We start from the raw sequence: 1,095 nt of genomic DNA on the forward strand, positions 1-1,095 counted from the left end.
CCTTAACAGGGCGTTATGTATCCGAGTTTCGAAAGAATGATTGCACTATTTAATATGAAACAGGTTTGATTGTTTTGAGTGTGTTAGAGTACTTTTTTGTTTCAGTGAGGTACGTACAGTGTCAGTAATTCAATTTGCCAAGTTATGGAAAAACCATCCATACCCAAAATCTCCTTGTGATAGGGCTCATTTTCCTAATCAGTGTGCTATTCGTATGGGGGTTGCTCTGGAGGAAACAGGTATCGACACTTCAACTTTTGACCAAAAATATCCTAATAGGCGCTGCTACCCTGGCTTTAAACATAGTCCGAGACACATTTTAGCAGCCCAAGAGTTAGCAAATTGGATCTCTGTTAACCCTAATATATTTGGAAATAAAGAGCTTATTAAAGATCAAAGAGAAAAATCATTAATTGGTCGGAGAGGGATTATCTTTATCAGGAATGGGTGGGGTAGTACCGATCACATTGACGTTTGGGATGGCGAGCATATGAAGGGAGGCGCCCCTGATTGGATTAATCTTGGTGATGAAGTTTGGTTTTGGGAGATAAAACAGTGAAACAAATAACTGCGCTACTTTTATCGTTTGTTAGTTTTTCTTCGTTAGCATTTAATCTGTCAGTTAACAATGGATCATCTTGTACTTTGTTTGAAGAGTCTACCATTTTTGAAACAAAACTAACTTCTCCATGTAATTGGGCAGTTAATGCTCAAGGTGATTTACAGACACTCAGTGTAAAAGGTAACAAAGTAGCCATTCTTCTAGGTCAACCTATATCTTCTAATCAAGCTGAAAAATGGGGGGTAAGTGTCGAACAGAACTGTTCTCTTGAATCTGTTGGTGTAATGATTGATGAGGTTTCAAAAGTAATCGCGGTCAGTAAGCCGCTTGAAGGGGCATTGTTGTGCCCGGTTCTTCCTATAGATCATGTGTTTTTCAAAAGCTACAATTGGTCTCTCTAGCCGCTATACATAACAAAGCATTTAAGAGTGATTCCCAACGCTTGGCATTTTCAGTTCAAGGTTGGGTTTCGTGTTTTTTGGCGCAATGGTTTAGGTTCGTAGTAGCGTTGCTCACACCTTAATGCGGCGTTA

The 1,095-nt window shown here is 39.5% G+C and carries 2 protein-coding genes; both read left to right on the forward strand.

All coding sequences use genetic code 11. The annotated features are described in order from the left end of the window. Positions 1-118 precede the first annotated feature (118 nt). A complete protein-coding gene (locus L3V37_RS24150) occupies positions 119-559 on the forward strand; it encodes a T6SS effector amidase Tae4 family protein (RefSeq protein WP_025769022.1) in 441 nt (146 codons plus the stop codon). Further along, positions 556-963, forward strand: a complete 408-nt coding sequence (locus tag L3V37_RS24155; RefSeq protein WP_025769021.1) for a hypothetical protein — start codon at positions 556-558, stop codon at positions 961-963. Before L3V37_RS24150 ends, L3V37_RS24155 begins: the two co-directional genes overlap by 4 nt. The last annotated feature ends 132 nt before the right edge of the window (positions 964-1,095 follow it).

This window comes from Vibrio sp. D54, assembly GCF_021728075.1.
Classification (GTDB): Bacteria; Pseudomonadota; Gammaproteobacteria; order Enterobacterales; family Vibrionaceae; genus Vibrio; species Vibrio alginolyticus.